The following is a 23,331-nucleotide window of genomic DNA, read 5'->3' as shown; positions in this document are numbered from 1 at the left end:
CAGTCACGCGGTCAGCCGTCTGAGACCCCCGCCTCGGCAAAAGTCGCCATGCCGCTGTGGCAGGCAATCGCGCCTTTCAGCACCTGGATCGCCAGCGCCGCACCTGAGGCCTCGCCCAGCCGCAGGCCCAGCGACAGCAGCGGCTGCTTGCCCAGTTTTTCCAGCAGCGCCCGGTGGGCGCCCTCAGCGCTTTGATGGCCTGCCAGCGCGTGGTCCAGCGCGCCGTCTGCGGTTTGCAGCAGGCAGGCGGCAGCGGCGCAGCAAATGAAGCCGTCCAGGATCACCGGGATGCGCAGCACCCGGGCCGCGGCAATAGCGCCGGCCATGGCGGCAATCTCGCGCCCGCCGAGGCAGGCCATCGCATCCAGACCGTCCCGGATGGCGTCTTTGTGCAGCGCCACGCCTTCGGCCACCACCCGGGTTTTGCTGGCAAGACCGGCGTCATCCACGCCGGTGCCGCGCCCGGTCCAGTCCGCCGCCTCACCGCCGAACAGCGCACAGGCCAGCGCCGCAGCCGGGGTAGTGTTGCCAATGCCCATTTCGCCAACCACCAGCAGGTCAGCGCTCGGATCCACCGCATCCCAGCCTGCCTGCAGGGCGGTCAGCAGGTCTTCTTGGGTCATCGCCGGGCCCTGGGTGAAATCGGCGGTCGGCCGGTCCAGCTCCAGCGCGTGCACATCCATGCGGGCGCCTGCCAGCCGGGCCAGCTGGTTGATCGCGGCCCCGCCGTGTTCGAAATTGATCACCATCTGTGCGGTGACCTCCGGCGGAAAGGCCGAAACGCCCTGGGCCGTCACCCCGTGATTTCCGGCAAAGACAATCACCTGCGGCGCGGAGATTTCGGGCCGGCCGCTGCCGCGCCAGCCGCCGTACCAGACGGCCAGATCCTCCAGCCGTCCCAGCGCGCCCGGCGGTTTGGTCAGCTGGCTGTTGCGCGCGGCAGCCCCCTGCAGCGCGGCCTGATCCTGGGCCGGCGCGTCGGCCAGTGCGGCGCGGAAATCATCAAGAGAGGAAAGCTGTGGCAGCATGTGAAAGCCTCGTTGCATCTGAGCGGGTGACGCGGATAAAGCGGTTGGCAATCTGTTTAACCGCTGGCGGCAGTGCCGCAAGCCCCGCAATAGGCCCGTAAATGCGAAAAAACGACATTCAGGCAAATGACGTGGCTTTGGCACTGGTGCTGCTGACCCGGCTGCCGCTGCCGCATCTGCCCGCTGCGACTTTCCAGCGCCAGGCCAAGGCTGTCTGGGCGTTTCCGCTGGCGGGCCTCGCGGTCGCCCTGCCCGCGGCGCTGCTGGCCGCGCTGGCGCTTGCTGCGGGCCTGCCGCCTGCGGCGGCGGCGGGGCTGGCGCTGGCGGTTCAGGTGATGCTGACCGGCGCCATGCACGAAGACGGGCTGGCCGACACCGCCGACGGGCTGTGGGGCGGCTTCGACCGCGCGCGGCGCCTGGAGATCATGAAGGACAGCCGTATCGGGGCCTATGGGGTGATTGCGCTGATCCTGGGGTTCGGCCTGCGCTGGTCTGCTGTGGCCGCCTTGCTGCAGGTTGCAGCCCCCTGGCCCCTGGTGGCGCTGGCAATGATGAGCCGGGCGGTGATGCCTGCACTGATGGCGGCGCTGCCCAATGCGCGCACTGCAGGTCTTTCGCAGACTGTGGGCCGCCCCCGCGCCCTGCCTTGTCTTTTGGCGGCGTTTCTTGCAGTTTTGCTGTCACTGCCGCTGATTGGCGCAGCGGCCCTGGGCACCGCCCTGGCAATGGGCGTGGCTGCCTTGGGCCTCGGCGCGCTGGCCAAGGCCAAGATCGGCGGCCAGACCGGTGACATTCTGGGCGCGTCGCAGCAGGTTGCCGAGATTGCCGGGCTGCTTACGCTGCTGGCGCTGAGCTAGCCGCCCGTCCAAGACCGGTTATTCCAAACCGGGCGTCGGGATCTTCAGCTTGGCACCGCAATGCTTGCAATGCACCGCGTCGGCTTCATGGCGCAGCAGCCCGCATTCCCGGCAGGTGTAATGCACTTTTTGCGGCTGAAACAGCGTCTGCGCCAGACGCACGAACAGCGCCACGCCCACGGCCATTACAAACACCGAGAACAGCTTGCCCGCGGGTGTCGTCATCGTGATGTCGCCGAACCCGGTGGTGGTGAGCGCCGCCACCGTGAAGTAGAGCGCGTCGATATAGGGCGTTTCCGTGACGTGGTCGTCAAAGAAGAACACCAGCACGGCCGCGGCGGTCACAAAGATGAAAACCAGAAGGTTGATGGCCGCGATCACCGCGTCCTCGTGGCGGCGGAAGATCTTGCTGTCCCGGCGCAGATCGCTCAGCAAATGGTAGGAGTGAATGAGCCGCAGCCCCCGCAGGACCCGCAAGAAGGCCAGGTTGCCGGCCAGGAACGGCTCCAGCAGCAGCGACAGGATCACCACGATATCGGCAAGCGTGTAGATGCGCAGCAGCAGCTTGCGCGGGCTGGAGGCGATCCACAACCGGGCTGCAAGGTCCAGCAGGATGACAAGGCCAACGGCAATGCTGAATCCGATCAGGACCGGCCCGTGGTGCAGATGGGCTGTCGCCAGGAAAAAGGCAATCGTCAGCCCGTCGAACAGGATCAGACCATAGCGGAAGGCCACCGCCCCGCGGGCGCGTCCCAGGTACAACCCTTTTACCAAATCCCGGAATTCGTCCATCTGCGCCTCCCGGGCCAACTAAAAGGCAAAGCTTCGCCGCCCGCAACCGCCGGCCTGAATGCAAAGAAGCCGCACCCGGGGGCGCGGCTTCTGCTGATGAATACTATCCGCAGGGATCAGGCAGCGCGAGAGGTCAGAACCTCATCCACCTGCTTGGCGGCAGCAATCTCGTCGTTGCCGGAGACGGCGGCCACTTCGCGGGTCAGGCGCTCAAGCGCGGCTTCGTACAGCTGGCGCTCGGAGTAGCTCTGCTCGCGCTGATCATCGGTCCGGTGCAGATCGCGCACCACCTCGGCAATCGAGATCAGGTCGCCGGAGTTGATCTTCTGCTCATATTCCTGGGCGCGGCGCGACCACATCGCGCGCTTCACCTTGGCCTTGCCCTTAAGCGTCTTCATCGCCTGCTCGATCACATCGGGCGAGCTCAGCGAACGCATCCCCACTTCGGTCGCCTTATTGGTCGGCACCCGCAGGGTCATCTTGTCCTTTTCAAAGGTGATCACGAAAAGCTCCAGCGCAAAGCCGGCCACTTCCTGCTCCTCGATCGAGATGATCTGGCCAACGCCATGCGCCGGGTAGACCACGTAATCATTGGGGCGGAATTCGAGCTTCTTCGACTTGGTCATACAGGTTTTTCCTCACTCACAGCCGGGCGGCACCGGCATTAACGCGAAAAAGCACCCGGCTCCGGCCAGTTCATTTTGACCAGTCCCCGGGACATTTTTCTCCGCAGAAATACCGCCCGAAGTGCGCACCGCTTGAGGCGTGCGCCGGGGGCGGACTCCGATTGTTTATGTCTATTGTGGCTCGAGTATATCATAAAAAAGGGCCGCCCGAAAGGCAGCCCGCTGGCCAGGAGACGTAAAATCCAAATGCAATGCGGCGATTTTCCGCACAATTGCGGCATCGCCGCGCTAGGCAGGGAATCAGCCGCCTTCGCCGGGCGCCTCGGAGAAATACTTCTCCATCTTGCCTTCTTCGCCGTCGCGTTCTTCGGCGTCGGGCAGCGGGTCCTTCTTGGACACGATCACCGGCCACATTTCGGAGTATTTGCGGTTGAATTCAACCCACTTGTCCATGTCCGGCTCGGTGTCCGGACGGATCGCATCCGCCGGGCATTCCGGTTCGCAAACGCCGCAGTCGATGCATTCGTCGGGGTGAATCACCAGGGTGTTCTCGCCCTCGTAAAAGCAGTCCACCGGGCACACCTCGACACAGTCGGTGTATTTGCAGGCGATGCAGTTTTCCGTCACGACATAGGTCATAGTACCGAGTCCCGTTATCCGTTTGCGCCTAGCTAATCCAGACCGGCGAAGGCTTCAAGCCGTCAAAGGGTATCCTGCTTGCGAGTAAGATCAAGCGCCCTGCGGGCTTTTTTGTCCGGGCGGCCTTTTCCTTCGAACTTGGGATTGGCCGGAATTTTTTCCTGCTTCTCCGTCATGTCGAAATACAGCGCCTGCGCTTCCGGCGCCGGGCCGCGGCGCTCGCCGGTGCCCTCTACCCGCACCACGCGGATCACCTTGCCCTGGGAAAAGGTCAGAACGTCTCCGGGAGAGACGTTCTGAGCCGGTTTCAATGCCTTGGTGCCGTTGACGCGCACATGGCCCGCACTGACCTGTTTGGCGGCCAGGCTGCGGGTCTTGAAAAACCGCGCAAACCACAGCCACTTGTCGATGCGGATCTTGGGCGCGTCCCCGGTCATGGCCGGGTCAGTCGCCCTGTTTCAGCCCCATCAGCGCAGCGGCAAAGGGGTTGTCCGGGTCGATCTGCTTTTCCTTCTTGGCGGGACGCGAGGAATAGGTCTTGGCGCCCTTGTCCTGGCGCGGACCGCCCTTGCGGCCAGGCTTGCCGCGGCCGCCTTCGCCACCGGCTTTGCCGCCGCGCGGTTTGCCCTTGCCGCCCGGCTTGTCGTCGCCCTGCGCACGGCGGTTCTGCTGGCGCTGGCCGCCCTGGCGTCCGCCCCGGGTGCCGCCCCAGGTGAAGGTGTAGAAGACCTCCATTTCCGGCGCGTCCACGGCGGCATCGGCCGCTTCGCCAACCGGGGTTTCATCCGCAGCGGTCTCCGGGACCGGCGCCTCTGCCACCGGCTCGGCCGGTTCCTCGGCCACCGGAGCAACGCCTGCATCCTCAATCGCTTCGGTGCCTTCCGGCACATCTGCGGGGGCAGTTTCGCCATCTTCGACCGGCGCGGCAGCGGGCGTGTTCTCGACCTCAGCGGCGGCGTCCATCACCGGCTTGTCTTCGGACGGGGTGCCGGTTTCGGTGACAACGGCGTCGACCGGCTTGACCTTCAGGCGCTCGCCCTTTTCGGCTTTGTAGCCCAGGCCCTGCATAAGGTCGGCGAACTGGTCCAGCGTCATGCCGGTGATCGACAGCATGTCAGCCTTGGCTTCAAAACCGCCGCGGCTGTCTTCGCCGCGCAGCATGTCGGCCAGACGCTCCAGCATGTCGATGCGGATCATCCGCTCGCCTGCCGCACGGTAGCCGCACATGGTGTCATAGCCTTCGGGCGCGTCCTTGATCGACGGCACGGTGACCAGACCCGGGGGCGGCGCCTCCGGGAAGTCCTGCAGGCCATTGGCCAGCGACCACAGCACCAGGCGCAGACGGGTCGGCGCGGGCTTCAGCAGCAGCGGCATGAAGATGGTGAACTGGCCAAAGCGGATGCCATGCTTGCGCAGGGCGCCGCGGGCGTCCTGGTCCAGGTCCTTGACCTCTTGCGCAACGCCTGCACGCGGCAGCACGCCGAGGTTTTCGACCATCCGGAAGGCAAAACCGCGGGCCAGGCCGGACAGCTCTTCGTCCTTCTGCAGGTTCAGCAGCGGCTCGAACAGAGCGTTGATCTTGCGGGTGATGAAATGCAGCAGGCGGCGCTCAACCTTCTGGGCGACATCAGGCCCCGCCGCTTCGTCGACGAACACCTCGATCTGCGGGCTTAGCGCGTCTGCGCCAGCCACCAGCTTGCCCACCGCATCGCCGCCCCACATCAGGCCGCCCTGTTCGGTAAAATCGATCTCGGTATCAGGCGCGTTATAGAACCGGTCCGCACGCAGATGGAATTGCGGCGCCAAAGCCTGCAGCGAGGCCGCTTTCAAGGCTTTTGCCTCGGCACCCTGCGCACCTTTGTCCGGGCTGAACCGGAACCCTTCCAGACGGCCGACGAATTCGCCTTCGACCGTCACTTCACCCTTGTCATTCACTTCGGCCAAAAGGGCCTCCTTCTGTTTGAGCCGGCGCAGAAGCACGGATGTGCGCCGGTCCACAAATCGCTGAGTCAAGCGCTCGTGCAGCGCGTCTGACAATCTGTCTTCTACAGCGCGCGTCTCCCCGCGCCAATGGCTTTCGTCACGCAGCCAGCCATTCCGCTGCGCGACATATGTCCACGTCCGGATAAAGGCCAGACGCTTGGACAGGGTATCTATGTTGCCGTCGGTCCGGTCAATCCGCTTGATCTGGCGGGCCATCCAGTCGTCCGGCACCACGCCGCCGCCGTGAAGGTGCTCGAATATAACGCCCAGAAGCGACGAATGTTCCGCATGGCTGATGCCGCGGAAGTCCGGAATCCGGCACACGTCCCACAGCAGTTTCACCGATTGCGCATTGGTGGTGCGGGCGATGATGGAGGATTCGCGCGACAGCATTTTCAGCGCGCCCAGGTCGTCGGCCTCACGCGCCTTGGTCAGGTGCTCGTTCGAGGGGCTTGATTCGAGCGAGTTGATCAGCGCCTCAACCGTGCCGAACTGCAAGTCCGCTGAGCGCCAGTTGAGCTTTTTCAGCGGCGTGAACTGGTGGTTCATGATGGCCGAGGCGGTGCCCTCGTCCAGCGGCCGGGCATCACCGGTGACGCCGAACGTGCCGTGGCTCATCCCCCGGCCTGCGCGGCCTGCGATCTGCGCCAGCTCATTGGGGGCCAGCGGGCGCATCCGGCGGCCGTCGAACTTGGTGGTGGAGGAAAACGCCACATGATCGATGTCAAGGTTCAGCCCCATGCCGATGGCATCGGTGGCGACCAGATAGTCGACCTCGCCATTCTGATACAGCGCCACCTGGGCGTTGCGCGTGCGCGGGGACAGCGCCCCCATCACCACCGCTGCGCCACCCTTCTGGCGGCGGATCAGCTCGGCAATTGCATAGACGTTATCAACAGAAAACCCGACAATCGCGGTGCGCTGCGGCATCCGGCTTATCTTTTTCGAACCTGCATAGACCAGATCGGACATCCGCTCGCGGCGGTGGAATTCGACACCCGGCACCAGTGCCGAAATCGGCCCGCGCATGGTGTCAGCCCCCAGGAACAGCGTCTCCAGCGTGCCGCGGGCCCGCAGCAGCCGGTCGGTGAAGACATGGCCGCGCTCCGGGTCGGCGCACAGCTGGATCTCGTCGATCGCCAGGAAGTCGCAGCCCATGCCCTCGGGCATCGCCTCCACGGTGCAGATCCAGTACTGCGCCCGCGGCGGCACAATGCGTTCCTCGCCGGTGACCAGCGCCACGACGGAGGGCCCGCGGGCGGCAACCACCTTGTCATAGACCTCCCGCGCCAGCAGGCGCAGCGGGAACCCCATCACACCGGTGCGGTAGCCCAGCATGCGTTCGATGGCGTAATGGGTTTTGCCGGTATTGGTCGGGCCCAGAACGGCCACGATCCGCGATGCGCTTGCCATTGCTTCAGCCCCCGCCCCCGAAAGGGCTTAGAGTTCCCTGCCCTCGACCGAGGGCTTCAGACGTTCGAGGGCGCTGCTTACTTCCTCGTGGTGCGGATGTATAGCCTTGGCGCGCAGGTAGGCCTGATAGGCGCGCTCAGGCTCACGGAACTGTTCGAACAGCGCGCCCAGCGCGTAGATGGCGTTGTAATCCCGGGGATTCAAGGCCAGCGCGCGCTCTAGGTCGGCAACTGACGGGCCGTAAAGCCCCATCGCGAAATAGACCCGCGCGCGCTCATACCAGCCCCGGGCGAATTCCGGCGCATGATCTGTCAGCGCCGTCAAATGCTCCGCCGCCTGCTGCAAATCCCCGCGCTCCATCGCGTCGGTGCCGCGCCGCAAGAGCAGGTCCATCGACGGCGAGCCGCTCCTCGCCCACAGCGCCTGAAGCTCGCGGTCAATCGCCGCAGCTTCCGTTGCTTCGGCCAAGGCCAGGTCTTGCAGCAGCACATCGGCAGACAGGCCCTGGGCCATAGCCTGCCCGGGCAGGAAAAAGGTGACTGCGGCCGCCGTTGCCGCCACGATAGCTTTGAGCTTTGGGAAATTTGCCAGCATGATGCCCCCAGTGTAATCCCGCGCGCCGCATTTTCCAGTATTGGATGCACATGCTTCACAGGTTTGTGCTATAAGCGCGCAAAACAGATTGAGGACCGATATGAGCGTTACCCTTGAACAGGCGGCAGAGGCCCTGAACGGCAAACTGGACGCAGGCGAATTCGATTCCACTGCGAAATTCCAGATCGAAGGCCTGGGCGCCATCATGCTGGACGGCGCCGGCGCCCGTGTCGGCGACGAAGAGGCGGATGTGACCATGACCGCGGACGCCGATACCTTCCAGTCGATCCTGGACGGCGAGCTGAACCCGACCGCTGCCTTCATGTCCGGCAAGCTGACCATCGACGGCGACATGGGTGCCGCGATGAAGCTGGCTTCGGCACTGGCCTGATGGACGGCGCCCCGGTGGAGCTGCAGCCTGCACCCCTGTTCGCGGAGATCGCGCAGGGGCCTGCAAATGGCGCGGCCCATTGGGTGCAGACCACTGACGGCCTGCGCATCCGCGCAGGCCATTGGCGTCCTGAGGGGGCGGGCAAGGGCACGGTCCTGCTGTTCCCCGGGCGCACCGAATATGTTGAGAAATACGGGCTGGCCGCGGCAGAGTTTGCCGCCCGCGGCTTTGCCACCCTGACGGTGGACTGGCGCGGCCAGGGGCTGGCCGGGCGGATGCTGGCCGAACGCAGGCTGGGCCACGTGGGCCATTTCACCGATTTCCAGAAAGACGTGAAGGCGCTCGCGGCGCTGGCGGAACAGCTGGAGCTGCCCAGGCCATGGTTTCTGGTGGGTCATTCCATGGGCGGCGCCATCGGCCTGCGGGCGCTGATCGAAGGGCTGGACGTGAATGCCTGCTGCTTCACCGGCCCGATGTGGGGCATCCAGATCCCGCCGCTGATGCGCCCGCTGGTGCGCGTCCTCAGCGGCATCGCGCCCTATCTGCGCCTGCACGAGCGGCTGCTGCCGACCACCGCGCTGGAGCAATACGTCCAGATCACCCCGTTTGAAGGCAACACGCTGACCACCGATCCGGAGATGTACCGGATGATGCATGCCCAGCTGGCGGCGCAGCCGGACCTTGCGCTTGGCGGCCCCACCATCCAATGGCTGCGCGTCAGCCTGGAAGAATGCGCCTGGCTGGCGCAGCAGCCCTCTCCCGCCCTGCCCTGCATCACCTTCCTGGGCACCGAAGAGCAGATCGTCAACTGCGAGGCGATCCACGACCGCATGGACCGCTGGCCCGGCGGCGAGCTGGACCTAATCAAGGGCGGCCAGCACGAGGTGATGATGGAAACCCCGGACATCCGCGCCCATGTGTTTTCCCGCATGTGCCGTCTGTTTGAGCAGCACGGCGGCTGACACCCCGCGGCATCCCGTTGCCCGTCCAGCGCGCGCCCCTTTTACCCGGCCGTTACCCGGCTCTGTCATTCTCCTGCGCTGATCCGCCCCCGGCTGCTTGTGATCCCGCAAGCCGCCGCTTAGATGTTGGGTCAAAGCATTTCTCATAACAGGAGCCCCCATGTTCCAGCTTCCCTTCCCCGTCCGCGACGCAAACGCCACCGCCGGTTCCGGCGGCCTCGGCAACTTGCCGGAGTGGGACCTCAGCGACCTTTACACCTCCGAGGACGCCCCCGAACTGGCCCGCGATCTGGACTGGCTGGAGCAGGAATGCGCTGCCTTTGCCGCCGATTACGAAGGCAAGCTGGCGGATCTGGATGCCGACGGCCTGCTGGAATGCGTGCAGCGCAACGAGAAGATCAACAACATCGCCGGCCGCATCATGTCCTATGCGGGCCTGCGCTATTACCAGCTGACCACCGACGCGGACCGCGCCGCCTTCCTGTCGGACTGCCAGGAAAAGGTGACCATCGCCACCACCCCGCTGGTGTTCTTCACGCTGGAACTGAACCGCATCGAAGATGACGCGATGCAGGCGCATCTGGACGCCAATGCTGAGCTCGCCCGCTATGCCAGCGTGTTCCGCCGCATCCGCGCGATGAAGCCTTACCAGCTGTCGGATGAACTGGAGAAATTCATGCACGACCTTGGCATCGTCGGCGACGCCTGGGAAAAGCTGTTTGACGAAACCATCGCGGGCCTGACCTTTACCGTCGATGGCGAAGAACTGAACATCGAAGGCACCCTGAACCTGCTGACCGAGCAGGACCGCAGCAAGCGCGAGGCCGCGGCCCGCGAGCTGGCGCGCGTGTTTGGTGAAAACATCAAGACCTTTGCCCGCGTCCACAACACGCAAGCCAAGGAAAAGGAAATCATCGACCGCTGGCGCGGCATGCCCAGCCCGCAGACCGGCCGCCACCTCTCCAACGATGTGGAGCCCGAAGTGGTCGAAGCGCTGCGCGAGGCGGTGGTTGCCGCCTACCCCAAGCTCAGCCACCGCTACTATGAGCTGAAGCGCAAATGGCTGGGGCTGGACGTGATGCAGGTCTGGGACCGCAACGCGCCGCTGCCGCTGGAGGACACTCGCACCATTGGCTGGGACGAGGCCGAAAAAACCGTGATGGAGGCCTACAACGCCTTTGATCCCCGCATGGGCGAGATCGCCGCGCCGTTCTTCTCCGACGGCTGGATCGACGCAGGCGTGAAACCCGGCAAGGCGCCGGGCGCCTTTGCCCATCCGACGGTCACCAACGTGCACCCCTATGTGATGCTCAACTACCTGGGCAAACCGCGCGACGTGATGACCCTGGCGCACGAACTGGGCCACGGTGTGCACCAGGTGCTGGCGGCGGATCAGGGCGAGATGCTGTCTTCCACCCCGCTGACGCTGGCGGAAACCGCGTCTGTCTTCGGCGAGATGCTGACTTTCCGCAAGATGCTGGACAAGGCCGAAACCAAAGAGCAGCGCAAGGTGCTGCTGGCGGGCAAGGTCGAGGACATGATCAACACGGTGGTGCGCCAGATCGCTTTCTATGACTTTGAATGCAAACTGCACGAAGCCCGCGCCGGGGGTGAGCTGACACCGGATGACATCAACGCCATCTGGATGTCGGTGCAGGCGGAATCGCTCGGCCCGGCATTTGATTACATGGAAGGCTATGAGACCTTCTGGGCCTACATCCCCCACTTCGTGCATTCGCCCTTCTACGTCTATGCCTATGCCTTCGGCGATGGCCTCGTGAACGCGCTCTACTCGGTCTACGCCGAGGGCGGCGAAGGGTTCGAGGACAAGTATTTCGAGATGCTCAAGGCGGGCGGCTCCAAGCACCACAAGGAGCTGCTGGCGCCCTTCGGTCTTGATGCCACTGACCCCAAGTTCTGGGACAAGGGCCTCAGCATGATTTCCGGCTTCATTGATGAGCTGGAGGCGATGGAGGACTGATGCGCCTCTCCCTGCGTGCGGTGGCCCGCAGCGAATTTGATCTGGTTTCCCGCATCCAGGTGGAACCGGATCAGGTGCGGTATTCCGGCACGGTGGCGCAGGCGTTTGAAGAGAATGAGGAAGGCGTGGATTTTCACGCCATCCTCGACAGCAGCCGCGCGGTGGGCTTCTTTAAGATCGACCGGCTGTATCACGAGACCTATGAGTTTGCCCAAGCGGATGAGCTGGGCCTGCGCGCCTTTATGATCCACAGCGATGATCAGGGCAAAGGTTATGCCACCGCAGCCGTGGCGGCACTGAAAGCCTACCTGCCCGCCTGCTACCCTGACCGCCGCGCTGTGGTGCTGACGGTCAACATGCAGAACCACGGCGCCGTCCGCTGCTACCTGAAGGGCGGTTTTGCCGATACCGGCGGCATCAACCCCCACGGTCTCGCCGGCCCGCAGCACATTCTGCGGATGGGCCTCGCGGCGGAGCGCTAGGTGGCCGGGAAGGATAATTTCAGGGACCGTTTCCGCCCCTTCTTTGCCTGGGTGCGCGCGCATGTGCCGCGCGGGCTGAGGCTGCTGCTGGGCATCCTGCTGATTGTTGGCGGGGTGTTCGGGTTTCTGCCGGTCCTCGGCTTCTGGATGATCCCGCTTGGCGTGCTGGTCGCCGCCATGGACATCAAGCTGATCCGCCGGTGGCTGCGGCGCAGACGGCGGTAAGAGCGCGACCAATCGCAGGCAGCGCTTATTTCAGCTGGCTGTCCTTGGAGCCGCGCCGGTTGATGCCGCTGCGCGACTGATGCGCGCCGTCGCGTTCCTGCTGGCAGTCGATGCACAGCTTCACGCCCGGGATGGCCGCGCGGCGCTTCTCGGGGATCGGCTCCTCGCACTCGGCGCAATGGGTCAGGCTTTCGCCCACCGGGCGTTTCTGCGCCTTCAACCGTGCCAGCTCATCATTGATCGAGGCTTCGATCTGCTCATTCACCGCACCATCCTGTGCCCAGCCGCCTGCCATGGCTCCTCCTCCTGTGCCAGAGGATGTGAATGTAGGGCCGGACAGCCGCCCTGACCAGTGCCCTGCGGCGGCAATATCCGAGCAAATCTGTCAACTATATGATTTTATTACATTTTCCATTGACGACCCGCTTATTCCCCGATACACAGAATGCAGAAATTGCAAGCAAGCCAGACTCACCAGGCCGCAAGCAGCCAGCGCACCAGCCATCCTCCGGGACAGCCAGACCGCCAGCGACGCCCGCCACCAGAGTGATTTCAGCCGGCCACGCGCCAGCCCCTCAGCCAGCAATTCCGCCAGCCCTCCCCATCCAGCTTGAGCGCACCCAGCCCCGCAGCAGCCAGCCACGCGCCAGACAGGTTATCCTGCCAGCATCCGCCAGCCTTTCAGGTCAGCCAGACTGACCCAATGTTTCGCGCGCGAAACATTGGGGAAACACTCCTGCCGTAAAGCCAGCACAACGGCCAGCAGCCCGGCGCACGAAAAAAGGCGGTGCCGCGGCACCGCCTTTGACTATTTTCCGCGGGAAACTGCGGTCAGACGCTGGACAGCATGCCCTTTTCGCTCGCCAGTTCACGCATTTTCTTCTGCAGCTTTTCGAACGCCCGCACCTCGATCTGGCGGATGCGTTCACGGCTGACATTATACTGCGAGCTCAGATCCTCGAGCGTCACCGCCTGATCCATCAGGCGGCGCTGGGTCAGGATGTCCTTCTCGCGGTCGTTCAGCACATCCAGCGCCTCGGCCAGCAGCTCGCGCCGCGCCTCCAACTCATCGCGGGCCTCGTAATCGCTGGCCTGGTCGGCGTCCTCATCCTCCAGCCAGTCCTGCCACTGCATGGTGCCCTCGCCCTCGGAGCCGACAGTAGCGTTGAGCGAGGCGTCGCCGCCGGACATGCGGCGGTTCATCGAGATCACCTCGTCCTCGGTCACGCCGAGGTCGGTGGCAATCCGCTTGACGTTCTCGGGGCGCAGGTCGCCGTCTTCCAGCGCGCCGATGCGGGCCTTGGCTTTGCGCAGGTTGAAGAACAGTTTCTTTTGCGCCGAAGTGGTGCCCAGCTTCACCAGCGACCAGGACCGCAGAATGTATTCCTGGATCGAGGCGCGGATCCACCACATGGCATAGGTCGCCAGGCGGAAGCCCTTTTCGGGGTCAAAGCGTTTCACAGCCTGCATCAGGCCGACGTTCGCCTCGGAGATCACTTCGGCCTGCGGCAAGCCATAGCCGCGGTAGCCCATGGCGATCTTGGCCGCGAGCCGCAGATGGGATGTTACCATCTTATGGGCCGAGGCCGCATCCTGTTCCTCCACCCAGCGCTTGGCCAGCATATATTCCTCTTCCGGCTCCAGCAGTGGAAACTTGCGGATTTCCTGGAGATACCGGTTTAGGCCGCCTTCGGGCGTCGGGGCAGGCAGGTTTGCATAATTCGCCATCTAAAGTGTCCCTCCCAAAATGTATAAGGACTTAACATTAGCGCATATGTGTTAGCGCTAAGCCCTTTTCAAGGACCGCTTGTGGAATTCTTCTATGTTAGCGCCGCCGCTGCCGTCTGTGAATTGCATCACAGGGCTGAACACACATATTTGCTGGTAGTTTACTGGCGCAAAGCAGCCAGCAAATCCGCCATATCCTGCGGCAGCGGCGCATCAAATCTGAGTGACTCGCCGGTAACCGGATGGGCAAACCCCAAAACCGCGGCATGCAGTGCCTGGCGCGGAAACGCCTGAACCGCGGCCTGCGCCGCCTCGCTCAAGGCCTTGGCGGGCAGTTTGCGGCGGCCGCCATAGGTGGGATCGCCCACCAGCCCGTGCCCGGCATGGGCCATATGCACCCGGATCTGGTGGGTGCGGCCGGTTTCCAGCCAGCATTCAATAAGCGCCGCGCAAGGCGGGGTGCCGAAGCTTTCGCAGATGCGCGCGCGGGTCACCGCGTGGCGGCCGCCCTGGAACAGCACTGCCTGCCTCTGACGGTCGGTCTTGTGCCGGGCCAGCTGGGTGGTGAGCTTAAGGATATTTCCGGGCTCAAAGCTCGCCCCCTTGACGCCGCGCAGGCGCGGGTCGTTGCCGTCCGGAACCCCGTAGCAGACCGCCTGATAGTAACGCTCCACCGTGTGCTTTTCGAACTGCGCAGCCAGCCCCTGATGCGCGGCATCGGATTTGGCAACCACCAGCAGACCGCTGGTCTCCTTGTCGATGCGGTGCACGATGCCCGGGCGCTTGACACCGCCGACGCCCGACAGGTTGCCGCCAAAGTGATGCAGCAGCGCGTTGACCAGCGTGCCCGAAGGCGAACCCGGCGCCGGATGCACCACCATGCCCGCAGGTTTGTTGATCACGATCAGGTCGTCGTCTTCAAAGACGATCTCCAGCGGGATGTCCTCGGGGCCGATGTGGCTGTCTTCGGCCTCCTCCACCTCGATCGCAATCAATGCACCGGCCTCAACCTTGGCCTTGGCGTCCTGAACCACGGCGCCGTCGACCGTCAGCGCGCCCTCCTCGATCAGCCGGGCCAGACGGGTGCGCGACAAAGACGCCTCCTCTGGCACATCGCGCGAAACCGCTTTATCAAGCCGCTTAGGCGGGTTTTCCGCGATGACAAACTCAATCCGGCGGCTGCCCATGACTGATCCTTCCGAGACCGAAATCCAAACGGAGCCGCCGCAGATCCGGTTCCTGCGTAGGCTTGTGACCACGCTGACCGTGGTGATGATTGGCGGGCTTGTAGTGATAATCTCGCTGCTTGTCATCCGCCTGCAGGCAAGTGATGTGCCGCTGCCCGCGGAAATCGCCCTGCCCGCCGGGGCGGAGGCTGAGGCGGTGACGCTGGGCCGGGACTGGATCGCGGTGGTCAGCCAGGACAACCGCATCCTGATCTATGACCGGGAGACCGGTGAATTGCGCCAGCAAGTGCAGATCAAGGACTAAGCCGCCCGGCTCAGGACCGCAGCAGCACCTTGTTGGAATCGATTGCCGCGGCGATCTGGGCGTATTGGGTCTGCCGCTCCTGCGCGGTCTCCGCACTGCGCAACAGGACAGTGGCGGCTTCTTCCAGAATGCGGGTAGCCTCCTGATTGACCGCAGCCTGGACTGAGGCGCGCACCGGAGTGAGCGGCCGGGCAGTGCGTTCTGCCGGGTCAGTTGCGCTGGAGACGGTGACCCGGCGCCGGTCGGGATCGCGGTTCTGGCGGGCCAGCCGCTTGAGCCTGCCGGAGGTGTCCTCCAGCACGCTGCGCACCTCATCGTAGTCGGTGCCTTCGGGAATACCGCCCGCTGCAGCCTCAAGCCGTTCGGACAGGCAGTCGACCTGAAGGGCCGAATCGCCGGTGGCGCGGCAGAAGGCCTTGGCCGCCGCCAAGGTTGCCAGCAGCTCCGCCAGAAAGGCGGCCGAGCCGAACTCCCCGGCCGGCACCACGACCGTATAGACAAACGTCCCCGGGCTTTGTGCCAGGGCCGGCGCGGCAGTCAGGCCCAGGCAGGAAACCCCTGCGGTCAATGTCTTGGCGATTGATTTCAGCATCTCGTAACCCCTGCTGCAGCGCTGAGAGCACCCGCCGCCGCCCGCTCCGCGCAGCGGCATTGCGCGGCATCTTGCCGGAACAACGCGGCCCGGTATCTGCGATATTGCCCGGTGCTCAGCCGTTAACTAATCTGAATACGTTCCTAATCATAAGGTTGTTTATCCATGTATACCAGTATCTTGCAGGCGGCCACGCTGATAATTCCGCTCGCCTTCGCCGGTCAGGCGGCTTTTGCCCAAGCAGCGGGTCCGGCCCTGGATGAGGCCAAGCGCCGCCTGGCCTGCGGCGCCGGGGTGCCGGTTTCCGCCAGCTATCTTCCGGACGGTTCGCTGCAGGTGACGTGCCAGGCCACAGGCGCCGAAACCGTGGCCCAGAACAACACCAACGGGATGCCGCAGACCGGTCTGTCGGCTGGAGCCACCGCCGGGGTGGTCGCGGGCGCGCTGTTTCTGGTTGTGATTGCCGACGACGATGACGGCACCACCACAACAACGACAACAACCACCACAAGCACGGCCGATTGAGGCCGAGGCCGGCCGCTGGTTCAGGCAGCGGCCGGCCTGCTTTACGGCGCCGGGCGCCCCGGCATTGATGCCCTTACACGCCGCCGCACCGCCTGCCGTGTGCCGCCGTAAATGTCAGCAGCAACAGCGCAAAACCGAAGGACCGCCCGGCAACTGTGCTCGAAGCGTTCTGACTGGCAATTTCTTTTAAGAGAGATGGTACCGCCTCCCCGGCTTGAACGGGGGACCTCTGGATCCACAATCCAGCGCTCTAACCAACTGAGCTAAGGCGGCACTGAGGGGGCATTTATAGCACGTCCCAGAGGCACGCAAGAGGTTTTTTCACGTTTCCGCCGCAGAAAACAGCGGCTGCTGAAATTCTGATGCAGCGCCTTGTGCGGCCTGCCGCAGCCGCCCGGGAGTTATCCACAACCGGTTGCAATTACACCCGAATCCGGCGCAGCCTACCCTGCTTCGGCTAAGCGCCTGAAGAGTCAAATGACAGGCGCCAGGTCTGTTCCACAAGGTCCTGGCCGTAACTGCGCACCGGACGGCTGCCGGTCAGCTGCCAGCCAAAGGCCTGGTACAGGGCGCAGGCCGTGCGGTGGCTTTCATGGGTTGTCAGCATCATGCCCCGGTACCCTGCGGCGCGGGCAAATCCCATGCACTCACGCAACAGCCGCTTGCCCAGCCCCTTGCCGCGCGCCTCGGGCGTCAGCAGGAACAGCCGCAACTGCGCGGTCTGGTCGTCCTTCTTCATGCAGAACACCGTGCCCAGCCGCTCGCCGCGGCTTTCCGCCATCCAGCCCCGTTCGCAGCCCGGATCATGGCCCGCGCAAAAACTGTGCAGGATGTCGGCGACCAGCGGTCCGAAGGTCTCGTCAAACCCGGCCTCGCGGGCATAGAGATCCTGGTGGCGGGCCACCAGCCATTGCATGTCGGTCGGGGCGAATCGGCGCAAGGTCACATCCGTCATACCCCCAGTGTAGCGCAAACGCGGCTTGCCTTTCAGCGTGCGGCGGGCTAGCACCGGCTGCATTCCGCTGACCGGCTAGGGAGTGCAAGATGAGTATCAACACCGAACGCGACGTCGAGGCAAACCTGCAAATCGGCCCGACCGATCAGGGCATGGTGCGGATCTTCATTGAAGCCGGCGGCACCGAAATCCCGATGGACTTCGATCCGGAAGAGGCTGACGAGATCGCCGACGAAATCCGCGCAGCAGCCCAGGCAGCGCGCAGCATCACCTGATCCAGGCCGCCAGAACCGCCGCGCCTGTTTTCAGGCCGGTGTTCAGTCCTGGAGCCTGTTCACTCAAACCGGACGATTGCTCCGGGCTGTCTCCGGCCCGGACTTTGCGACCGGTGCAGCTGACAATCGTGACGTGGCGCGCGATCCCCGCACGCAGACTGCCGTTGCCTGACGGAGCGGGTCCGCAACCGCCGGCAGGGCGCCGAAGGCGCGCTGCCGGGCCCAAGGCTGCCAAGGGGGCCCGGCGCAGCCGGGGCACCTGCGGGCGCGGGAGCCCCCGCCCCTCCGCCCTCACATATCCGGCGTTTCCTTCCCTGCTCCACCGAGCAGCAGACCGTCCTTGCCCGGGACCGGATCGCGCAGGAATTGCAGGCGGCGTGCGGCGTCCATGGCGAACTTTTGCACCAGCTTCTTGCGCCGGGCGGGCGGCAGCTTATCCTCCGGCGCCATGCGGATGATTTCCGCGTCATAGGGATCAGCGATGATCAGCCCCGTGCCGCCCGGCAGCAGTTCGGCGGGAAAATCCATATCCACCGCCCAGAAATAGCGGTCGCACCATTCCAGATAGCCTTCCCATTTGCTGTCAGCCTGGAAATCAGCGCGGCTGGATTTGCATTCGATGACCCAAAGCTCCCCCTTCGGCCCCAGCGCCATCACGTCCACCCGCAAACCGCGGGCGGGCACGAATTCCTCCAGCGGCGCGTATCCGAGCGAGCGCAGATAGCGCGACACCCCGCGGGCCAGTTTTTGTCCAGGCTGCAAATCTTCCATCATGGGCGCGAATGTGAACAATTGGTGAACAAATTGCAATCCCGCGGTTTTGCCCGGAAATGACGAAGCCGGGCCTTGCGCCCCCTTGTAACGAAGGACCGGGCAGCTTACTTACGGCCTTGGCGGGTTCTGCCCTTCTCGTGACAGGCAGCATTCCGGTGGCCTTAAGCAATTCCGAGGGAGCTGGCTCTGTCCGGATCCTGGTCCGTTTACCTGGCGCCCACCTGTATATACAGGTCCTCGGGAATCAAAGCCGCACGGTTGACTGGTGGTCCCGCCGCTTCTCCCCCCTTTACGCAAAAGAAATCCGCGCCCTCCGTCAGGAAAGCGCGGTTCGGATGTCCGTATGTCTGCGGGTCAGCGGCGGGCGCGCAGCTGGCGCTGTACCTGAGACGGCTTTTCAGCGGGCACTTTGACCGGCTGAAAGTCATTCACCACAGGCGTGCCGCGGCGGGGGCCGCCGTCTTTCTCAGCCATCGCCATCACCGCCCAGGCGAACTGCACCCCGGCAAAGACGATGCCATGCATGAACCAGAGCAGGAACACCGCCAGCAGCCCCGCATCCGAAGCGGTGACCAGCGACCAGAGGTTCATCACATTGAACCACAACAGAACCGCGACAAAGGCAGCGGCGATTCCAAAGCCGATCACAACATTGCGGATATACATCTTAACCAGTTCAGGCATCTGAGTCCTCCAGAATTGCAAATTGAGGTTATCAGCCTTTGCAGCGCCGTCCAGCGGTTCCGGAGGGGATGAGCGGAATTTGTCGCACCCTTTGCGAACCGGTTGCCCCTGACGCAAAAAAGCGCGCCCTGCGGCGCGCCTTTTCAACTTCGAAACCCTTACCGGACAGCCTCAGAACGCTTCCGGCTTGGCTTCACGCGCCATGTGGTCGAGCACGGCATTGACGAACTTCGGCTCCTTGCCTTCGGGAAAGAAGGCGCGGGCGATGTCGACGAACTCGTTGATCACCACCTTGGGCGGGGTGTCGGACTGGGTCAGCTCAGCCCCCGCCGCGCGGAACAGCGCCCGCAGGGTCGGGTCGATCCGGGCAATCGGCCATTTCGCCACCAGGGCGCGGTCGGTCATCTGGTCGATCCGGGCCTGATGGTTCACGGCCTCGCGCACCAGCTTGCGGAAGACCTTGGTGTCGCCTTCCGCCATTTCGTCACCTTCGTAGACAGCGCCGAACCGGTGGTCCTCGAACTCGACGATCACCTGGTCAAAGGTCTGGCTGCTCTGCTCCATCTGGAACAGCGCCTGCAGCGCATAAAGCCGCGCTGCCGATCTCATTTGATTCTTGCCATTGCCCTTGGGGCGGCTGTCCTGGGTGCTCATGCGCTGGTGGATCCGTTGTCTGTACCGGCAATCTGATACGCCCCTGCGGGCGCCTTGAAGCCGATGCCTTTGGTCTGGGCGCCCCACTTACGCGTGAGAGCGATCAGATGCAAGGCCGCAGCTGCCGCGCCGCCGCCTTTGTTCTGATCGGCAGTATCTGCGCGCACTTCCGCTTGCTTGCGGTTTTCCACGGTCAGGATGCCGTTGCCGATGCACAAGCCCTGCAGGCCCATCAGCTGAATCGCGCGGGAGCTGTCGTTGCAGACGGTGTCATAGTGGGTGGTCTCGCCGCGGATCACGCAGCCCAATGCCACGTAGCCGTCGAAGTTGGACGTGCGGTCGGCAATCGCTATCGCGGTCGGCACTTCCAGCGCGCCGGGCACTTCGACAACCTCGAATGTGCCGCCTGCGGCCTCGATCTCGGCGGCGGCGCCTGCGACCAGATTGTCGGCAATATCCTTATAGTAGGGCGCGACAACGATCAGCAGCTTCACCGGCTTGTCGAACTCGGCCCGCGGCAGGGTGTAATGGGTTTCATGTCCGGCCATATCAGGAGTCCTTCAGAATGGGGCGGCTGCCGGTGATGGACAGGCCATAGGCGTCCAGCCCGACGTATTTGGTCGAGGGCGAGTCGGTCAGCAGGACCAGCTCATGCAGGCCCAGGCCCGACAGGATCTGGGCACCGATGCCGGTCTGCTTGATGGTCACGGTGCGCGGGCCTTCGTCCTCATTGGCATAAAGCGCATTGCGCGGCTGGCGGAACAGGGTCACCACACCGCGGCCCTCTTCGGCAATGATCTCCATCGCGCGCGGCAGCTGGCGGGCTGACTTGGGGCCGAGACCCAGGATATCTGTCGCCTCATGCAGTGCGTGGGTCCGCACCAGTACCGGCTCTGGCGTGGTAATGTCGCCCTTGATCATCACCACATGCTCAATACCGTGGGTCTGATCGGTAAACAGCCGCATTTCCCACTCGCCGCCGATTTCCGAAGTCACGGTCTCGCGCGAGGTTTCCACCACCAGGTTGTCGTTGCGGGCGCGGTAGGTGATCAGGTCGGAAATGGTGCCGATCTTCAGCCCGTGCTTTTGCGCGTATTCGACCAGATCGGGCAGCCGCGCCATGGTGCCGTCTTCCTTCATGATCTCGCAGATCACCGACGACGGGTAATGGCCCGCCAGACGCGCCACATCGCAGCCGGCCTCCGTGTGGCCTGCACGGACCAGCACTCCGCCCCGGCGCGCGCGCAGCGGGAAGACATGGCCGGGGGTGGCGATGTCGGCGGCGGTCTTCTCCGGATCGATGGCGGTGGCCACGGTCAGCGCGCGGTCGGCGGCGGAAATGCCGGTGGAGACGCCCTCGCGGGCCTCGATCGACACGGTAAAGGCGGTTTCGTGGCGCGAGGAGTTGTGCAGCGCCATCATCGGCAGGCCCAGCTCCTCGATCCGCTCCGCGGGCATCGTCAGGCAGATCAGCCCGCGGCCGTGGGTGGCCATGAAGTTGATCGCGGCGGCATCGGCGTGCTGCGCCGGGATCACCAGGTCGCCTTCGTTCTCGCGGTCCTCGTGGTCGACAAGGATGAACATGCGGCCCTGGCGGGCCTCTTCGATGATCTCTTCAATCGGGCTGATTGCATCGCGCAGTTGCGCCTCAACCGGCCCCGGTGTTTCAAAGCTCATATGGCAGCCTTTCGATGTGCGTGGGCAGCACGCCTGGCACTGCGGGTTCTTTCCCAGCCAGATAGCCCAGGCCGGCAGCAAATGCCAGTCCCGCAAACGGCAACAAGGGGTCTGGACGCGCCCTGTGCATCTGTGCACAAGTTGCTTTGGATCCAATCTCAGAGTCAAGCATCAATGGGTTGGGAGGACCAGACATGCGCGCATCCCGCATACTGCAGGCGGTCGAGGCTCATGCCGAGGGCGAGCCGGGCCGGGTGATCACCGGCGGCATGCCCCTGCTGCGGGGCAATTCGGTGTTCGAGAAGATGCAGGACATGGCCGCCAACCATGACGACATCCGCCTCACGATGCTGCGCGAGCCGCGCGGCAATCCCGGCCTGTGCGGCAATGCCATCGTGCCGCCCTGCCACCCGGAGGCCGATGCGGGTTTCATCATCTTCGAGCAGACAGAGTACCCGCCGATGTCCGGCTCCAACACGATCTGCGTGGTGACGGTGCTGCTGGAGACCGGCATCGTGCCAATGACAGAGCCGGTGACGGAGCTGGTGCTGGAGGCCCCTGCCGGGCTGATCCGGGTGCGGGCTGACTGCCGGGACGGCAAGGTCACACGGGTGGCATTCAGGAACGTGCCCGCCTTCGCCGTGCATCTGGATGCGCAGGTGGAGGTGGCGGGGCTCGGCACTGTCAGTGTGGATGTGGCCTGGGGCGGCATGTTCTTTGTGCTGGCCGGGGCCGAACGCCTGGGTGTCGCGCTGGACGCGGACAACGGCGCGGAGATTGTGCGGGTTTCGGAAGCCATCCGCCACGCCGCCGCGGAGCAGCTGCCCGTGGTGCATCCCGAAAACCCTGAGATCACCGGTCCGACGATCACCAACCTATGGGGGCTGCCGGTGGCGGAGGGCACCCACGGGCGCGGGGCAATTACCATTTCCACCGGCCCCTTCAACCCGGAGCGCCCGCAGGATGCCAGCGGTATCCTCGACCGCTCGCCCTGCGGCACCGGCACCTGCGCCAAGATGGCGGTGCTGCATGCGCGCGGGCTGCTGGGCATCGGGCAGGACTATGCGAACGCCGGGCCGCTTGGCACCACCTTCACCGGGCGGATTGTCGAGGAGACGCAGGTGGGGCCGTACAAGGCCATTGTCCCGACACTGTCCGGTCAGGGCTGGATTTATGGCCTCTCCAGCTACACGCTGGATCCCAGCGACCCGTTCCCCGCGGGCTATACCGTCGGCGACATGTGGTGACGCGCGCCGCCATGGCGGCGCGCCCGGCCCAACGCTTTTGACGGCATCTGCGATGCAGTCCAAAGGGGCGGGAGCGCGCTGACCGCCAGCGCATAAGGGGCGCTGCCCCTCGGCCTGGCGGCCTCACCCCGGAGTATTTCGGGAAAAATAAATGACCGGCGCTGTTATCCGGCTTCGTGCAGCCGGGCGACGTAGCGGGCCAGGGTGTCGATCTCCAGGTTGATGCGGTCCCCGGTCTTCACATCGCCCCAGGTGGTGACGTCCTTGGTGTGCGGGATGAAGTTGATGCCGAAATCGCAGCCGTCCACATCGTTTACCGTCAGCGAGGTGCCGTTCAGCGCCACCGAGCCCTTGGGGGCGATGAAGCGGGCCAGCGCCTCTGGTGCGCGCAGGGTGACGCGGGTGCTGTCGCCCTCGTCCGTCATTGCCACAACTTCGGCGACGCCGTCCACATGCCCGGACACGATATGGCCGCCCAATTCGTCGCCCACTTTCAGCGCACGCTCCAGGTTGACCCGTTTGCCTACGGTCCAGGCGCCGAGGTTGGTCTTGGAGACAGTTTCGGCCGAGACCTGCACGTCGTACCAGTCATCGCCCAGTGCGATCACCGTCAGGCAGACACCGTCCGAGGCGATCGAAGCGCCGATGTCGATGGTGGCCGTGTCATAGCCCGTGCGGATCCGCGCCCGCAGGTCGCCCTGCTGCTCCAGTTCGGCGATGGTGCCAACGTCAGTGATGATGCCTGTGAACATGAGT

Annotated in this window: 28 protein-coding genes and 1 tRNA gene; 10 read left to right on the top strand and 19 right to left on the bottom strand. The window is 64.4% G+C overall.

The genetic code is table 11. The features are described from left to right. Positions 1-11 precede the first annotated feature (11 nt). Positions 12-1,028: a nicotinate-nucleotide--dimethylbenzimidazole phosphoribosyltransferase gene (cobT, locus tag CAER_RS0119500; protein WP_027236943.1), complete on the bottom strand. Its 1,017-nt coding sequence runs from the start codon at positions 1,026-1,028 to the stop codon at positions 12-14. A 101-nt stretch (positions 1,029-1,129) separates the two neighbouring features. On the opposite strand from cobT, the gene cobS reads away from it, so the two are divergent. Then, positions 1,130-1,885 carry an adenosylcobinamide-GDP ribazoletransferase gene (cobS, locus tag CAER_RS0119495; RefSeq protein ID WP_027236942.1) on the top strand — a complete coding sequence of 252 codons (756 nt, stop codon included), beginning with the start codon at positions 1,130-1,132 and terminating at the stop codon, positions 1,883-1,885. 18 nt (positions 1,886-1,903) lie between these two features. On the opposite strand, the gene CAER_RS0119490 is transcribed toward cobS, so the two are convergent. The 6 genes from CAER_RS0119490 to CAER_RS0119465 form a co-directional block, all read right to left on the bottom strand. Then, entirely contained in the window at positions 1,904-2,677 is a 774-nt protein-coding gene (locus tag CAER_RS0119490) for a potassium channel family protein (RefSeq protein ID WP_027236941.1), read from the bottom strand. Between the two features lie 116 nt (positions 2,678-2,793). Continuing rightward, complete coding sequence (locus CAER_RS0119485; protein WP_027236940.1) at positions 2,794-3,303, bottom strand: CarD family transcriptional regulator; 510 nt, start codon at positions 3,301-3,303, stop codon at positions 2,794-2,796. Between the two features lie 300 nt (positions 3,304-3,603). Beyond that, a complete protein-coding gene (gene fdxA / locus CAER_RS0119480) occupies positions 3,604-3,942 on the bottom strand; it encodes a ferredoxin FdxA (RefSeq protein WP_027236939.1) in 339 nt (112 codons plus the stop codon). 62 nt (positions 3,943-4,004) lie between these two features. Next, positions 4,005-4,379: an RNA-binding S4 domain-containing protein gene (locus CAER_RS0119475; protein ID WP_027236938.1), complete on the bottom strand. Its 375-nt coding sequence runs from the start codon at positions 4,377-4,379 to the stop codon at positions 4,005-4,007. Positions 4,380-4,386: 7 nt separating this feature from the next. Then, the gene (locus CAER_RS0119470) at positions 4,387-7,338 is read right to left on the bottom strand and encodes a helicase-related protein (protein ID WP_027236937.1); all 2,952 of its coding nucleotides are present in this window, start codon (positions 7,336-7,338) and stop codon (positions 4,387-4,389) included. Positions 7,339-7,365: 27 nt separating this feature from the next. Beyond that, positions 7,366-7,932 (bottom strand): tetratricopeptide repeat protein, encoded by a 567-nt coding sequence (locus CAER_RS0119465; RefSeq protein WP_027236936.1) that lies wholly within the window; start codon positions 7,930-7,932, stop codon positions 7,366-7,368. Between the two features lie 100 nt (positions 7,933-8,032). Between CAER_RS0119465 and CAER_RS0119460 the strand changes: the two genes are divergently transcribed. The 5 genes from CAER_RS0119460 to CAER_RS0119440 all read left to right on the top strand — a co-directional run bounded on the left by CAER_RS0119460 (position 8,033) and on the right by CAER_RS0119440 (position 11,973). Then, a complete protein-coding gene (locus tag CAER_RS0119460; RefSeq protein WP_027236935.1) occupies positions 8,033-8,323 on the top strand; it encodes an SCP2 sterol-binding domain-containing protein in 291 nt (96 codons plus the stop codon). Continuing rightward, positions 8,323-9,285 (top strand): alpha/beta fold hydrolase, encoded by a 963-nt coding sequence (locus CAER_RS0119455; RefSeq protein ID WP_027236934.1) that lies wholly within the window; start codon positions 8,323-8,325, stop codon positions 9,283-9,285. Before CAER_RS0119460 ends, CAER_RS0119455 begins: the two co-directional genes overlap by 1 nt. A gap of 160 nt (positions 9,286-9,445) precedes the next feature. Continuing rightward, positions 9,446-11,266, top strand: coding sequence for a M3 family oligoendopeptidase (locus tag CAER_RS0119450; protein WP_027236933.1), 1,821 nt, complete (start codon positions 9,446-9,448; stop codon positions 11,264-11,266). Further along, positions 11,266-11,748: a GNAT family N-acetyltransferase gene (locus tag CAER_RS0119445; RefSeq protein WP_051357817.1), complete on the top strand. Its 483-nt coding sequence runs from the start codon at positions 11,266-11,268 to the stop codon at positions 11,746-11,748. Before CAER_RS0119450 ends, CAER_RS0119445 begins: the two co-directional genes overlap by 1 nt. Further along, complete coding sequence (locus CAER_RS0119440; protein WP_027236931.1) at positions 11,749-11,973, top strand: hypothetical protein; 225 nt, start codon at positions 11,749-11,751, stop codon at positions 11,971-11,973. It abuts the gene before it with no gap. Between the two features lie 25 nt (positions 11,974-11,998). Here the strand turns inward: CAER_RS0119440 and CAER_RS0119435 are convergent, their stop codons facing one another. From CAER_RS0119435 to CAER_RS0119425, 3 genes are all read right to left on the bottom strand, one after another. Further along, positions 11,999-12,268: a DksA/TraR family C4-type zinc finger protein gene (locus tag CAER_RS0119435; protein WP_027236930.1), complete on the bottom strand. Its 270-nt coding sequence runs from the start codon at positions 12,266-12,268 to the stop codon at positions 11,999-12,001. 536 nt (positions 12,269-12,804) lie between these two features. Next, positions 12,805-13,701, bottom strand: coding sequence for an RNA polymerase sigma factor RpoH (rpoH, locus tag CAER_RS0119430; RefSeq protein WP_027236929.1), 897 nt, complete (start codon positions 13,699-13,701; stop codon positions 12,805-12,807). 161 nt (positions 13,702-13,862) lie between these two features. Further along, positions 13,863-14,888 (bottom strand): RluA family pseudouridine synthase, encoded by a 1,026-nt coding sequence (locus CAER_RS0119425; RefSeq protein WP_027236928.1) that lies wholly within the window; start codon positions 14,886-14,888, stop codon positions 13,863-13,865. Here CAER_RS0119425 and CAER_RS0119420 point away from each other — a divergent pair. Next, positions 14,887-15,192, top strand: coding sequence for a DUF6476 family protein (locus CAER_RS0119420; protein ID WP_027236927.1), 306 nt, complete (start codon positions 14,887-14,889; stop codon positions 15,190-15,192). The genes CAER_RS0119425 and CAER_RS0119420 overlap by 2 nt on opposite strands. Before the next feature lie 10 nt (positions 15,193-15,202). Here the strand turns inward: CAER_RS0119420 and CAER_RS0119415 are convergent, their stop codons facing one another. Then, positions 15,203-15,784 (bottom strand): hypothetical protein, encoded by a 582-nt coding sequence (locus tag CAER_RS0119415; protein WP_027236926.1) that lies wholly within the window; start codon positions 15,782-15,784, stop codon positions 15,203-15,205. Positions 15,785-15,949: 165 nt separating this feature from the next. Between CAER_RS0119415 and CAER_RS0119410 the strand changes: the two genes are divergently transcribed. After that, entirely contained in the window at positions 15,950-16,309 is a 360-nt protein-coding gene (locus CAER_RS0119410; protein WP_027236925.1) for a hypothetical protein, read from the top strand. A 196-nt stretch (positions 16,310-16,505) separates the two neighbouring features. Here CAER_RS0119410 and CAER_RS0119405 read toward each other — a convergent pair. Together CAER_RS0119405 and CAER_RS0119400 are read right to left on the bottom strand one after the other, a co-directional pair. Then, positions 16,506-16,582 (bottom strand) — tRNA-His (locus CAER_RS0119405). A gap of 184 nt (positions 16,583-16,766) precedes the next feature. After that, positions 16,767-17,264: a GNAT family N-acetyltransferase gene (locus tag CAER_RS0119400; RefSeq protein WP_027236924.1), complete on the bottom strand. Its 498-nt coding sequence runs from the start codon at positions 17,262-17,264 to the stop codon at positions 16,767-16,769. 89 nt (positions 17,265-17,353) lie between these two features. On the opposite strand from CAER_RS0119400, the gene CAER_RS0119395 reads away from it, so the two are divergent. Then, positions 17,354-17,539, top strand: coding sequence for a DUF6324 family protein (locus CAER_RS0119395; protein ID WP_027236923.1), 186 nt, complete (start codon positions 17,354-17,356; stop codon positions 17,537-17,539). A gap of 291 nt (positions 17,540-17,830) precedes the next feature. Here CAER_RS0119395 and CAER_RS0119390 read toward each other — a convergent pair whose 3' ends face one another. The 5 genes from CAER_RS0119390 to ribB all read right to left on the bottom strand — a co-directional run bounded on the left by CAER_RS0119390 (position 17,831) and on the right by ribB (position 21,328). Beyond that, positions 17,831-18,313 carry an MmcB family DNA repair protein gene (locus CAER_RS0119390; RefSeq protein ID WP_036797822.1) on the bottom strand — a complete coding sequence of 161 codons (483 nt, stop codon included), beginning with the start codon at positions 18,311-18,313 and terminating at the stop codon, positions 17,831-17,833. 354 nt (positions 18,314-18,667) lie between these two features. Next, entirely contained in the window at positions 18,668-18,997 is a 330-nt protein-coding gene (locus tag CAER_RS0119385; RefSeq protein ID WP_027236921.1) for a hypothetical protein, read from the bottom strand. Between the two features lie 171 nt (positions 18,998-19,168). Further along, positions 19,169-19,651, bottom strand: coding sequence for a transcription antitermination factor NusB (gene nusB / locus CAER_RS0119380; protein ID WP_027236920.1), 483 nt, complete (start codon positions 19,649-19,651; stop codon positions 19,169-19,171). Further along, a complete protein-coding gene (locus CAER_RS0119375) occupies positions 19,648-20,199 on the bottom strand; it encodes a 6,7-dimethyl-8-ribityllumazine synthase (RefSeq protein ID WP_027236919.1) in 552 nt (183 codons plus the stop codon). The genes nusB and CAER_RS0119375 overlap by 4 nt, the downstream gene beginning before the upstream one ends. Position 20,200: 1 nt before the next feature. After that, entirely contained in the window at positions 20,201-21,328 is a 1,128-nt protein-coding gene (gene ribB / locus CAER_RS0119370) for a 3,4-dihydroxy-2-butanone-4-phosphate synthase (protein ID WP_027236918.1), read from the bottom strand. 194 nt (positions 21,329-21,522) lie between these two features. Here ribB and CAER_RS0119365 point away from each other — a divergent pair, with 194 nt between their 5' ends. Then, positions 21,523-22,575, top strand: a complete 1,053-nt coding sequence (locus CAER_RS0119365; protein WP_027236917.1) for a proline racemase family protein — start codon at positions 21,523-21,525, stop codon at positions 22,573-22,575. A 164-nt stretch (positions 22,576-22,739) separates the two neighbouring features. Here the strand turns inward: CAER_RS0119365 and CAER_RS0119360 are convergent, their stop codons facing one another. Continuing rightward, a complete protein-coding gene (locus CAER_RS0119360) occupies positions 22,740-23,327 on the bottom strand; it encodes a riboflavin synthase (RefSeq protein WP_027236916.1) in 588 nt (195 codons plus the stop codon). Between the last annotated feature and the right edge of the window lie 4 nt (positions 23,328-23,331).

The sequence above is a fragment of the Leisingera caerulea DSM 24564 genome, from assembly GCF_000473325.1.
GTDB classification, from domain to species: Bacteria; Pseudomonadota; Alphaproteobacteria; order Rhodobacterales; family Rhodobacteraceae; genus Leisingera; species Leisingera caerulea.
The sequence above is the reverse complement of the archived record's forward strand: the minus strand, read 5'-3'. Positions and strand labels throughout refer to the sequence as shown.

Excerpts from the sequence above, each read along its gene's own strand:
- CAER_RS0119435 (WP_027236930.1), bottom strand. The coding sequence starts at position 12,268 with ATGGCAGGCGGCTGGGCACAGGATGGTGCGGTGAATGAGCAGATCGAA.
- CAER_RS0119485 (WP_027236940.1), bottom strand. The coding sequence starts at position 3,303 with ATGACCAAGTCGAAGAAGCTCGAATTCCGCCCCAATGATTACGTGGTC.
- CAER_RS0119410 (WP_027236925.1), top strand. The coding sequence starts at position 15,950 with ATGTATACCAGTATCTTGCAGGCGGCCACGCTGATAATTCCGCTCGCC.
- cobS (WP_027236942.1), top strand. The coding sequence starts at position 1,130 with ATGCGAAAAAACGACATTCAGGCAAATGACGTGGCTTTGGCACTGGTG.
- CAER_RS0119420 (WP_027236927.1), top strand. The coding sequence starts at position 14,887 with ATGACTGATCCTTCCGAGACCGAAATCCAAACGGAGCCGCCGCAGATC.
- fdxA (WP_027236939.1), bottom strand. The coding sequence starts at position 3,942 with ATGACCTATGTCGTGACGGAAAACTGCATCGCCTGCAAATACACCGAC.
- CAER_RS0119425 (WP_027236928.1), bottom strand. The coding sequence starts at position 14,888 with ATGGGCAGCCGCCGGATTGAGTTTGTCATCGCGGAAAACCCGCCTAAG.
- CAER_RS0119360 (WP_027236916.1), bottom strand. The coding sequence starts at position 23,327 with ATGTTCACAGGCATCATCACTGACGTTGGCACCATCGCCGAACTGGAG.
- CAER_RS0119390 (WP_036797822.1), bottom strand. The coding sequence starts at position 18,313 with ATGATGGAAGATTTGCAGCCTGGACAAAAACTGGCCCGCGGGGTGTCG.
- CAER_RS0119475 (WP_027236938.1), bottom strand. The coding sequence starts at position 4,379 with ATGACCGGGGACGCGCCCAAGATCCGCATCGACAAGTGGCTGTGGTTT.
- CAER_RS0119400 (WP_027236924.1), bottom strand. The coding sequence starts at position 17,264 with ATGACGGATGTGACCTTGCGCCGATTCGCCCCGACCGACATGCAATGG.
- cobT (WP_027236943.1), bottom strand. The coding sequence starts at position 1,028 with ATGCTGCCACAGCTTTCCTCTCTTGATGATTTCCGCGCCGCACTGGCC.
- CAER_RS0119465 (WP_027236936.1), bottom strand. The coding sequence starts at position 7,932 with ATGCTGGCAAATTTCCCAAAGCTCAAAGCTATCGTGGCGGCAACGGCG.
- CAER_RS0119490 (WP_027236941.1), bottom strand. The coding sequence starts at position 2,677 with ATGGACGAATTCCGGGATTTGGTAAAAGGGTTGTACCTGGGACGCGCC.
- CAER_RS0119365 (WP_027236917.1), top strand. The coding sequence starts at position 21,523 with ATGCGCGCATCCCGCATACTGCAGGCGGTCGAGGCTCATGCCGAGGGC.
- CAER_RS0119445 (WP_051357817.1), top strand. The coding sequence starts at position 11,266 with ATGCGCCTCTCCCTGCGTGCGGTGGCCCGCAGCGAATTTGATCTGGTT.
- CAER_RS0119460 (WP_027236935.1), top strand. The coding sequence starts at position 8,033 with ATGAGCGTTACCCTTGAACAGGCGGCAGAGGCCCTGAACGGCAAACTG.
- CAER_RS0119395 (WP_027236923.1), top strand. The coding sequence starts at position 17,354 with ATGAGTATCAACACCGAACGCGACGTCGAGGCAAACCTGCAAATCGGC.
- CAER_RS0119455 (WP_027236934.1), top strand. The coding sequence starts at position 8,323 with ATGGACGGCGCCCCGGTGGAGCTGCAGCCTGCACCCCTGTTCGCGGAG.
- CAER_RS0119375 (WP_027236919.1), bottom strand. The coding sequence starts at position 20,199 with ATGGCCGGACATGAAACCCATTACACCCTGCCGCGGGCCGAGTTCGAC.
- CAER_RS0119450 (WP_027236933.1), top strand. The coding sequence starts at position 9,446 with ATGTTCCAGCTTCCCTTCCCCGTCCGCGACGCAAACGCCACCGCCGGT.
- nusB (WP_027236920.1), bottom strand. The coding sequence starts at position 19,651 with ATGAGCACCCAGGACAGCCGCCCCAAGGGCAATGGCAAGAATCAAATG.
- rpoH (WP_027236929.1), bottom strand. The coding sequence starts at position 13,701 with ATGGCGAATTATGCAAACCTGCCTGCCCCGACGCCCGAAGGCGGCCTA.
- ribB (WP_027236918.1), bottom strand. The coding sequence starts at position 21,328 with ATGAGCTTTGAAACACCGGGGCCGGTTGAGGCGCAACTGCGCGATGCA.
- CAER_RS0119470 (WP_027236937.1), bottom strand. The coding sequence starts at position 7,338 with ATGGCAAGCGCATCGCGGATCGTGGCCGTTCTGGGCCCGACCAATACC.
- CAER_RS0119415 (WP_027236926.1), bottom strand. The coding sequence starts at position 15,784 with ATGCTGAAATCAATCGCCAAGACATTGACCGCAGGGGTTTCCTGCCTG.
- CAER_RS0119385 (WP_027236921.1), bottom strand. The coding sequence starts at position 18,997 with ATGCCTGAACTGGTTAAGATGTATATCCGCAATGTTGTGATCGGCTTT.